At 63.5% G+C, this 233-nt stretch carries 1 protein-coding gene; it reads right to left on the bottom strand.

What is annotated here, in order from left to right:
• Positions 1–233 (bottom strand): hypothetical protein (locus K0625_RS24970; protein ID WP_220111940.1); only part of this gene is annotated, 233 nt, incomplete at both ends.

Raw genomic sequence — 233 nt, 5'->3', positions numbered from 1 at the left:
CACCAGCAACGGGCACCACCGTCGCGGTCACCGCCACCGTCACCGACCCTGCTGGCAACACTGCAGAGGGCAGCGATAACGCCCTGCTCGACTACGGCACGGGCAGCGGCGCCCCCGCCAGCCCAACTGTCACCATCGATGAGGACATCAACAACGATGGCTTTATCAATGACGTTGAGCTCTCGGGTCAAATTGACATCACCGTCAGCTTGGGCGCAGGCACCGCTGTGGGC

Source organism: Shewanella nanhaiensis (assembly GCF_019457885.1).
Taxonomy (GTDB): domain Bacteria; phylum Pseudomonadota; class Gammaproteobacteria; order Enterobacterales; family Shewanellaceae; genus Shewanella; species Shewanella nanhaiensis.
The sequence above is the reverse complement of the archived record's forward strand: the minus strand, read 5'-3'. Positions and strand labels throughout refer to the sequence as shown.